This is a genomic window from Massilia glaciei (genome assembly GCF_003011895.2).
Lineage (GTDB): Bacteria > Pseudomonadota > Gammaproteobacteria > Burkholderiales > Burkholderiaceae_D > Telluria_A > Telluria_A glaciei.
Genome location: NZ_PXWF02000094.1, coordinates 1 through 9,021 on the forward strand (window position 1 = coordinate 1; position 9,021 = coordinate 9,021).

At 67.9% G+C, this 9,021-nt stretch carries 9 protein-coding genes; 1 reads left to right on the forward strand and 8 read right to left on the reverse strand.

All coding sequences use genetic code 11. From position 1 onward, the window contains the following. The 4 genes from C7C56_RS07170 to ndk all read right to left on the reverse strand — a co-directional run. A partial coding sequence (locus C7C56_RS07170) for a helix-turn-helix domain-containing protein (RefSeq protein ID WP_181373055.1) occupies positions 1-533 on the reverse strand: 533 nt, incomplete at its 3' end. A 13-nt stretch (positions 534-546) separates the two neighbouring features. Continuing rightward, positions 547-1,410, reverse strand: coding sequence for a type IV pilus biogenesis/stability protein PilW (gene pilW, locus C7C56_RS07175; RefSeq protein ID WP_229458320.1), 864 nt, complete (start codon positions 1,408-1,410; stop codon positions 547-549). Then, positions 1,407-2,576, reverse strand: coding sequence for a dual-specificity RNA methyltransferase RlmN (rlmN, locus tag C7C56_RS07180; protein ID WP_106756776.1), 1,170 nt, complete (start codon positions 2,574-2,576; stop codon positions 1,407-1,409). Before rlmN ends, pilW begins: the two co-directional genes overlap by 4 nt. 237 nt (positions 2,577-2,813) lie before the next feature. After that, on the reverse strand, positions 2,814-3,239 hold the full coding sequence (gene ndk / locus C7C56_RS07185) for a nucleoside-diphosphate kinase (protein WP_106756777.1): 426 nt from the start codon (positions 3,237-3,239) through the stop codon (positions 2,814-2,816). 241 nt (positions 3,240-3,480) lie between these two features. Between ndk and C7C56_RS07190 the strand changes: the two genes are divergently transcribed. After that, positions 3,481-4,170, forward strand: a complete 690-nt coding sequence (locus tag C7C56_RS07190) for a Bax inhibitor-1 family protein (protein ID WP_106756778.1) — start codon at positions 3,481-3,483, stop codon at positions 4,168-4,170. A 465-nt stretch (positions 4,171-4,635) separates the two neighbouring features. On the opposite strand, the gene rlmD is transcribed toward C7C56_RS07190, so the two are convergent. The 4 genes from rlmD to C7C56_RS07210 form a co-directional block, all read right to left on the reverse strand. Beyond that, positions 4,636-6,054 (reverse strand): 23S rRNA (uracil(1939)-C(5))-methyltransferase RlmD, encoded by a 1,419-nt coding sequence (gene rlmD / locus C7C56_RS07195; RefSeq protein ID WP_106756779.1) that lies wholly within the window; start codon positions 6,052-6,054, stop codon positions 4,636-4,638. Positions 6,055-6,168: 114 nt separating this feature from the next. Further along, positions 6,169-7,200: an RNA polymerase sigma factor RpoS gene (gene rpoS / locus C7C56_RS07200; protein ID WP_106756780.1), complete on the reverse strand. Its 1,032-nt coding sequence runs from the start codon at positions 7,198-7,200 to the stop codon at positions 6,169-6,171. Between the two features lie 53 nt (positions 7,201-7,253). Continuing rightward, positions 7,254-8,204: a peptidoglycan DD-metalloendopeptidase family protein gene (locus tag C7C56_RS07205; protein WP_106756781.1), complete on the reverse strand. Its 951-nt coding sequence runs from the start codon at positions 8,202-8,204 to the stop codon at positions 7,254-7,256. Between the two features lie 32 nt (positions 8,205-8,236). Next, positions 8,237-9,021 (reverse strand): protein-L-isoaspartate(D-aspartate) O-methyltransferase (locus C7C56_RS07210; protein ID WP_106756782.1); only part of this gene is annotated, 785 nt, incomplete at its 5' end.

Genomic DNA, 9,021 nt, shown 5'->3' on the forward strand with positions numbered 1-9,021 from the left:
GCCTCCGGCGCCACGGGCGACGGCAGGGTGCTCGTCTGCGGCGCGCCCGGCGCCGCCGGCGCGCCGTCGGACAGGCCGGCAGGCAGCAGGCCGAACTGCCAGGCCATGCCGGCGGCGGCCAGCAGCACGCCGGCGCCGAGCGCGAGCGCGCCGAGCGGCATGCCCTTGCGTTTGCCGTTGGTCGGGAAGCGCACCTCGGAGAACGCGGCCGGCTTGTCGCGCCGCACCGTGGTATTGGTGGCGTCGTTGGGCGCGGGCGCGTCGAGCGCGATCATGGCCACCAGCGGCGCCGCGTCGAGCTTGACGACCTTGGCGTAGGCGCGCACGAAGCCGCGCACCACGGCCGGGCCGGGCAGCGAGGCGTGGTCGCCCGCCTCGAGCGCGACCACCTGGCGCGTGGCCAGCTTGAGCTGGTCTGCCACCTGCTCGACCGACCAGCCCATGGTTTCACGCTGGGCGGCGAGGATCTTGCCGGGTACCGTCTGGTTGCCACCGCCCGGCATTGCCGGTTGTTCTACCAACTCTGAACTCATTGTTGTTCCTGTCTCACTCATCAAATGCGCCGCGCGTGTACGCGGCGTACTCCGGCGACCCGGCGTGGCGCCGGCGCAGCTGGGTGGCCATGCTGGTCTCGGCGGCGTTGTCGCCGAGCTTGCGCTCGATCCGGATCCCGAGCCACAGCAGGTCGGCCGGCAGCGTCTCGAGCTTCGCGTTCGCCTTCAGGCGGCTCATGAAAAATCCGGCGCGCGTGTAATCGCGCCGTTCGTAATAGACCCGCGCCAGGCCGGCGCTGATGGCCGGCAGCTCGGCGTCGAGGCGCAGCGCGTCGAGCAGATAGCGCTCGGCCAGGTCGGGCTTGTTAAGCTTGAGGCTGCAGTTGCCGGCGTTGAGCAGCGCGTTGATCGGCGAGCGGTAGCGCGGGTCCTTGAGGGCCACGTCGAAGTACGCCATGGCCTGCTGCGCCCGCCCGTTCTGGCACAGGAAGGAGCCGTAGTTGTTGCTGATCTCGGGGTCGGCCGGCGCCAGCCGCAGCGCCTTCTGGTAGTTCTCGTCGGCCAGCGCCAGCTGGTTGCCCATCGCCGTGTAGATCAGCGCGCGCATGCCGTAGGCGTCGGCGAATTCGGGGTTGGCGCCGAGCGCCTTCTTGATCTCGTCGAGCGCGGTCGCGTATTGCTTGTTCTGGTAGTAGCCGATCGCCAGCTGCAGCCAGATGTTGGCGCGCTTTTCGGCCGTGGTCTGGTCGGACAGGGTCTTGAGCTCGGCGCGGCTGCCGCCATCCATGCCGCCACCCATGCCGGCCCCGGTGCCGCAGGCGAGCAGCGAGGCGGCCAGCGCGCAAGCACCCAGCCGCGCCGCCCAGCGCCCGGCGGCGCGGGCGCCGCCGCGCCGGTCCACGCCGCGCGCGCTCACGACGGGATCTCCACGATGCGGCCGAAATCGGGCCCGAACTTGGTTTTGTATTCAGCCATTTTCTCCATCCGTTCCTGGACCCGTGTGCGGTCCTGCACTTCACCGGCCAGTTGGCCACAAGCGGCGTCGATGTCGTCGCCGCGCGTTTTGCGTATCGTTGTCACCAGCCCGCCGTCGATCAGCACCTGCGCGAACGCCTTGATGCGCGGGTTGTTCGAGCGCAGCAGCCCGGACTCGGGGAACGGGTTGAACGGGATCAGGTTGAACTTGCACGAGACCCCGGTCTCGCGGTCCTGGACCAGCGCCAGCAGCTCGCGCGCGTGCTCGTCGCTGTCGTTGACGCCGTCGAGCATGCAGTATTCGAACGTGATGAAGTCGCGCGGCGCGAACGCGAGATAGCGCCGGCAGGCGGCCATCAGCTCGCGCAGCGGGTATTTTTTATTGAGCGGGATCAGGCTCTCGCGCAGCGCGTCGTTGGACGCGTGCAGCGACACCGCCAGCGCCACCGGCACGTCCTGCGAGAGCTTGTCGATCATCGGCACCACGCCCGAGGTCGAGAGCGTGACGCGGCGGCGCGACAGGCCGTAGGCGTTGTCGTCGAGCATGAGCTTGAGGGCGGTCGCGGTCGGCTCGTAGTTGAGCAGCGGCTCGCCCATGCCCATCATGACCACGTTGGTGATCTGGCGCTCGCCCTTGGGGCCGGGCTCGACGCCCTTGGTGCGGCGCAGTTCGAACTCGGCCATCCAGAGCTGGCCGATGATCTCGGCCACCGTCAGGTTGCGGTTGAAGCCCTGCTTGCCGGTCGAGCAGAAGCGGCAGTTGACGGCGCACCCGGCCTGGGTCGAGATGCACAGGGTGCCGCGGTTCTCCTCGGGGATGAACACGGTTTCGACGGCGTTGCCGTTGCCGACGTCGACCAGCCACTTGCGCGTGCCGTCGGTCGAGGTGTGGTCGCTGATGGTGGCCGGCGCGCGGATCTCGGCGCGCGTGGCCAGCTTGTCGCGCAGCGACTTGGCCAGGTCGGTCATGGTGTCGAAGTCGCGGGCGCCGAACTGGTGGATCCAGCGTTGCAATTGCTTGGCACGGAACGGCTTCTCACCCAACTCGGCGCAATAAGCGACCAGTTGCGCGGGATCGAAGTCCAGCAGGTTGGTGAGGGTCGTCATAGGGTTCTCAGTGAATTAGGTGCATCTTATTGCATTTTAATTGCATTACAGCATTACATTTCAGCATGCATTCGGCATTACATCTCGGCATTACATCTCGGCGCCGCATCCGGCATCGCGCCGGGGCGCCGCCTCCGTGCCCCGCGCGCCCAATGGGCCGGGCGCGCGGTTCAAGAGATTCCAGGCCGGAGCTTCCAGGCCGGAGCTTGCAAGCCGGCCGGGGCCGGCCACCGGCAATTAACGCGAGTACACGTTCAGGGCTGGGAAGTAGTAGGCGATCTCGACCGCCGCGGTCTCGGCGGCGTCGGAGCCGTGGACCGCGTTGGCGTCGATCGAATCGGCGAAATCGGCGCGGATCGTGCCTTTTTCGGCCTTTTTCGGGTCCGTCGCGCCCATCAGGTCACGGTGGACGGCGATCGCGTTCTCGCCTTCGAGCGCCTGGACCATGACCGGGCCGGAGATCATGAAGTCGACCAGGTCCTTGAAGAAAGGACGGGCAGCGTGCACGGCGTAGAAGCCTTCGGCCTCGGCGCGCGACAGGTGCGTCATGCGGGCGGCGACCACTTTCAGGCCTGCGCCCTCAAAGCGGCTGTAGATTTGGCCGATGACGTTTTTTGCTACTGCATCTGGTTTGATGATCGACAGGGTGCGTTCGATTGCCATTTGTAAAAACTCCAATAAAAAGAAAGGTTTAATGTCGAGTAGTGGGACTCAATCAACCTTCGATTTTACCATACAACACCCTTTTTTGACGGAGTTTGCGCACCCGCCCTGGCCGCGCCGCCCGCGCGCCGGCGCCGGGCCGGGGTTTCACGGCCGGTTTGGGGGCCGGTTTGGGGCCCTCTTTGCACGCCAACTTACAGCTGTGCTATGCTTTTCGCGTAACCCATCCACCGGAGGCCACATGAGCACAATTATCAACAATCCCTACGACCTTGGCGCCGGCGCCCTCGCCGCGCGCAACAAGGTATTGCGCAACACCTACTGGCTGCTCGCGCTGTCGCTGATCCCGACCGTGTTCGGCGCGTTCCTCGGCGTGGCCATGCAAATTCCCGTACCAAGGGGCATTTTCGGCTTCCTGTTCTTCATGGCCGTGATCTACGGCGCCTATTACGCCGTCGAAAAGACCAAAAACTCGGGCGCCGGCGTGTTCGTGCTGCTCGGCTTCACCTTCATCCTCGGCCTGATGCTCACGCCGCTGATCGGGCGCACCCTCGGCTACGGCAACGGCGGCATGCTGATCATGACCGCCTTCGGCGGCACCGCCGCCGTGTTCGCCGTGATGGCCTCGATCGCCACCGTCAGCAAGACCGACTTCTCGGGCATGGCCAAGTGGCTCACGGCCGGCGCCGTGGTGCTGATCCTGGCCAGCCTGGCCAATTTCGTGCTCGGCATGCCGATGTTGTGGATCCTCATTTCGGTCTGCGCGATCGGGATCTTCTCGGCCTTCCTGCTCTACAACGTGCAGCAGGTCGTCAACGGCGGCGAGACCAACTACATCAAGGCGACGCTGAGCATCTACCTCGACCTGTACGTGATCTTCAGCCATCTGCTCAGCCTGCTCGGCCTGGGCGGCTCGTCCACCAACGACTGACCTTCGCCGCGCGCAGCAAAAAGCCGACCCGCGGGTCGGCTTTTTTTACGTCCGGCCGCGCTGCCGGCCTTGAAATTGACGAGCCCGGCGCCGAGGTCGGGGGGCGCCCAGGCCCGTGAGTGGGCGCAGTTGCATGGTGCCCCCTGGTCTGGAGCGGATGGGCAAGAATTGCCTTGATCGGTCCAGTGCCCGCCGGATGCTCCACGCCGTTTATTCGATATCAATAAATCCACAATGCAAAATCCGGGCGTCAAAAAACGCGCTTGCCGGGGCGGCCAAGCGCGTGGCGCTGGGAGCGGCGCGGCTCAGAGGCTGAGAGTTTTTCGGGCGTGTCCGAGCAGCCCGCCAGAAAGCGGCAGATCGAGGCGCAAAGCACAGCCATAGCGGGCTATGGCGAGCATTTGCAACGACGAACTGGCGCTTTCTGGCGTGCTGAGCGGGCATGATCGAAAGACTCTCAGCCTCTCAGGCGGCCTGCGCGGCGGCGGCGGCCTGCGTGGCGGCGATGGCCTGCGTGGCGGCGATGGCGGCCGCCTCGGCCGGACCCGGCAAGTCGAACACCGCCATCGATTCCACGTGCGAGGTGTGCGGAAACATGTTGACCACGCCGGCCTTGCGCAGCACATAGCCGGCCTGGTGGGTCAGGATGCCGGCGTCGCGCGCCAGCGTCGACGGGCTGCACGAGACGTAGACGATGCGCTGGGGCAGCATTTCGGCGTGCGCCGCGCGCAGGCCGGCGAGCGCCTCGCACAGCGCCATCGCGCCGTCGCGCGGCGGGTCGATCAGCATGCGGTCGAACCTGCCCAGCGCCAGCAGGTCGTCGCTGCCGACCTCGAACAGGTTGCGCGTCGAGAACGAGGTGGTGGCGGCCAGGCCGTTGGCGAGCGCGTTGTCGCGCGCGCGCGCGGTCAGCGCGGCGCTGCCCTCGATGCCGACCACCTCGCGCGCGCGGGTCGCCAGCGGCAGCGTGAAGTTGCCGATGCCGCAGAACAGGTCGGCCACGCGCTCGTGCTTTTGCACGTCGAGCAGGCGCAGCGCGGCGCCCACCAGCACCCGGTTGATGTGGTGGTTGACCTGGGTGAAGTCGACCGGCTTGAACGGCATGCGCACGCCGAACTCGGGCAGCGTGTAGGCCAGCTCGCGCCCGAGCGGGTAGAACGGCGCGGCCGTCTCGGGGCCCTTGGTCTGGAGCCACCACTGGATGTTCCACTGGTCGGCGAAGGCGCGCAGCAGGGCCTCGTCGGCCCCGCTCAGGGGCGCCATGATGCGCAGCACCATCGCCGTGGTGTCCTCGCCGACGGCCACCTCGATCTGCGGCATCTGGTCGTAGATCGACAGCGCCCCGACCAGCGCGCGCAGCGGCAGCAGCATCGCCGCCACGTGCGGCGGCAATATCTTGCAGTCGCTCATGTCGGCCACGAAGGCCGAGCGCTTCTCGTGGAAGCCGACCAGCACCGCGCCCTTCTTGGCCACGTGGCGCACCGACAGGCGCGCGCGGTAGCGGTAGCCCCAGGTCGGGCCGTGCATCGGGCGCATGATGGTTTGCGCCTTGACCTTGCTGATGTGCCAGAGGTTGTCCTCGAGCACGCGCTGCTTCATGGCGACCTGGGCCGAGGGCTCGAGGTGCTGCATCGAGCAGCCTCCGCAATTGTCGAAATGCGGGCACTTGGGATCGACCCGCATCGACGACGGCTTGTGCAGCGCCGTCATGCGCGCGGCCTCCCAGTTCTTCTTCTTCTTGAACGACACAAAGCTCACCCGCTCGCCCGGCAGCGCGCCCTCGACGAAGACGACCTTGCCCTGGCTGCCGTCGTCGTTGACGAGGTGGCCGACGCCGCGCGCGTCCATGTCGAGGGATTTGATGTCGATGATGTTCTCTGGCATGGCGTCAATAGTCAAAAATGGGGGGCGCGCGGCGCGGCGCGCGGCGGCACGGAAAAGGGAGGGCTTGGGGCGCCGCGGGCCGGGCCGGTTCCGGCCGACCCCGGCCCGGGCGCATCATAGCAAGGAATCGCGCACCACGCCACGGGCGGCCATGGCCCGCTTGAGCTTGACGAGCGCCTCCTGCTGGATCTGGCGCACGCGCTCGCGGGTGACGCCCATCTCCTCGGCCAGCGTCTCGAGCGTGGCCGGGTCGTCGTTGTCGAGGCCGAAACGGCGCACGATCACCACCCGCTGTTTGTCGGGCAGCTTGGTGAGCCAGTCGCGCACCAGCACCGTCATCTCGTGGTGCTCGGCGCGCGCGTCGGGGCCGTCGCCGGCGTCGCCGGGCAGCATGTCCATCAGGCTCGACTGGGGGTCGTTGTCGAGCGGGGCGTCGAGCGAGGTCGCGTGCTCGGACAACGCCAGGATGTCCTGCACCTCCTCGACCGGGCGCCCGACCAGGTGCGCGATGTCCTCGGCGCAGGCGTCCTTGCCGTCGTGGTGCTGGGCCTCGAGGTGGTATTTGGCGCGCAAGATCTGGTTCAGCTCGCGCACCATGTGCACCGGCAGGCGCACCGTGCGCGCCTGGTTCATGATGGCGCGCTCGATGCTCTGGCGGATCCACCAGGTCGCGTAGGTCGAGAAGCGGAAGCCGCGTTCGGGCTCGAACTTGTCGATCGCGCGCATCAGGCCGATGTTGCCCTCCTCGATCATGTCGAGCAGGACCACGCCGCGGTTGATGTAGTGCTTGGCGATCGAGACCACCAGCCGCAGGTTGTGCTCGATCATGGTCTGGCGCGCCGGGAAGTCGCCGGCCTTGGCCAGGGTCGCGTAATGGACCTCCTGCGGCGCCGTCAGCAGCGCGCGCATGCCGATCTGGTTCAGGTAGTGCTGGGTGGTGTCGGTCGAGAGCTCGGCGGCGAGCACCTTTTTGAGCTCGTCGACGGTGTCGAGGACGGCCCCGGCGGCCAGGCGGCCGGGGCCGCCGTCGGCGTCGATGACCTCCCCGTCCATCGGCTCGTCCGGGAAATCATCCCGGGCGGAATCGTCCTGGACTGAATCATCCTGGGCGGAATCATCTTCGGCTTGGTCCGGCGAGTGTTTCATGGGCGCTTCTTCTGCGGGTTGGGCGAGGTCCGCCGCATGCGTGCGGGCGGACCTTAGCGGTTGGGCAGGAATCTCGATGGGTCGACCGGCTTTCCCTGCTGGCGGATCTCGAAATGCAGTTTGACGGAATCGGCGTCGGAATCGCCCATCTCGGCGATTTTCTCCCCCTTGGTGACGCTCTGGCCCTCCTTGACCATGATACTGCGATTGTGGGCGTATGCCGACAGCAAGCTGTTGCTGTGCTTCACAATCACCAGATTACCATAACCGCGAATGCCGCTGCCCGCGTACATGACTTTGCCGGCGCCGGCGGCCAGCACCTGCTGGCCGGCCCTGCCGGCGATGTCGATGCCCTTGTTCTTGCCCTCGTCGAAGGCGGCCACGACCCTGCCCTCGGAAGGCCACATCCAGCTGAGCTTTTCGGCCTCGGCGGCGGGCGCGGGCGCGGCCACCTGCGGCGCGGCCGGCGCCGCCACCGGCGGCGCCAAGGCGCGCGCGGGCTCGGGCGCCCTGGCGCCGCCCTCGCTTCTTTGCATCTCGGCCAGCGCGCCGTCGGTGTAGATGCGCTTGTCGGCGCGCGGCATGGTCTTTTTCGGCGGCGCCGGCGCGCGCGCCTCGGCCGGCGGCATCGACACGGCCATGGTCTGGACCCCCTGCGCCGGCTGCGCCGCCTGCGCGCCCTGCGCCGCGGCCTTCTCGGGCGGGCCGACCCGCAGCACCTGGTCGACCAGGATGTCGTCGGGGTCGGCCAGGCTGTTCCAGGACACGATGTCGCGGTAGTTCTGGCCGAAGTCGAGCGCGATGCGCAACAGCGTGTCGCCCTTCTTGACGGTGTACAGGTGGGGGTCGTCCGACTGGCGCGGGGCGCTCGCCGCGGCGGCGGTGGCGGCGGCGGCGGGCCGGACGCCGCGCTCGACCACGGGGGCCTGGCGCAGCGCGCTGGTGCAGGCGCCGAGCAGCGCGCAGGAAATGGTGAGCAGGAATAGGTGGCTTTTTTGTTTCATTCTCATATTCTGTGTGTTTTTGCGCGATCGGCTCAGCTCGTGCCAGGGCGCAGCGGCACGAAATGGCAGGCCTCGAGCGTTTCGCTGCGCCAGTCGGCCTTGCCGGTGCGCGTGATCAGTTGCAGGCGCTGGTTCTGCGCGCCCACCGGGGCCACCAGGCGCCCGCCGACGGCGAGCTGCTCGAGCAGCGCCGGCGGCACTTCGAGCCCGGCCGCGGCCAGGATGATGCCGTCGAACGGCGCCGCTTGCGGCAGGCCAAGCATACCATCTCCGTACTGCAAGCGCAGATTGGCGATGCGCAGGGGGCGCAGGTTGGCCTTGGCCAGCTCGTGCAGCGGCTTGATGCGTTCGATCGAATAGACCTGCCGCGCGACGCGGGCGAGCACCGCCGCCTGGTAGCCGCAGCCGGTGCCGATCTCGAGTACGCTGTCCATCTCGCGCCCGTTGCGCATGATTTCGATCATGCGCGCCACGATGTAGGGCTGGGAGATGGTCTGGTGGTGCCCGATCGGCAGCGAGGCGTCGATATAGGCCTGGGCCGACAGCGCCGGCTCGATGAAGCCGTGGCGCGGCACCGCCAGCAGCGCGGCGAGCACCCGCTGGTCGGCCACGCCCTGCCTGGCCACGCGCGCGACCATGGCCTGGCGGATCGCCGCCGACACCATCAGGTCGGGGCGCGGCGGCGCGACCGGCTGCGGCTGGGCGCGCTGCAGCGCGTAGCTGTGCGACTTCGACGGCGAGGCCAGCGCCGGGGCCGGCACGGCGTAGCGGTTGGTCTCGCGCGCCGCGTTCTGGGTCGCCGTCTGCGGCGTCGCCA

Coding starts and splice junctions, on each gene's coding strand:
- rlmN (WP_106756776.1), bottom strand. CDS start 2,576: ATGACGACCCTCACCAACCTGCTGGACTTCGATCCCGCGCAACTGGTC.
- ndk (WP_106756777.1), bottom strand. CDS start 3,239: ATGGCAATCGAACGCACCCTGTCGATCATCAAACCAGATGCAGTAGCA.
- C7C56_RS07190 (WP_106756778.1), top strand. CDS start 3,481: ATGAGCACAATTATCAACAATCCCTACGACCTTGGCGCCGGCGCCCTC.
- rlmD (WP_106756779.1), bottom strand. CDS start 6,054: ATGCCAGAGAACATCATCGACATCAAATCCCTCGACATGGACGCGCGC.
- rpoS (WP_106756780.1), bottom strand. CDS start 7,200: ATGAAACACTCGCCGGACCAAGCCGAAGATGATTCCGCCCAGGATGAT.
- C7C56_RS07205 (WP_106756781.1), bottom strand. CDS start 8,204: ATGAAACAAAAAAGCCACCTATTCCTGCTCACCATTTCCTGCGCGCTG.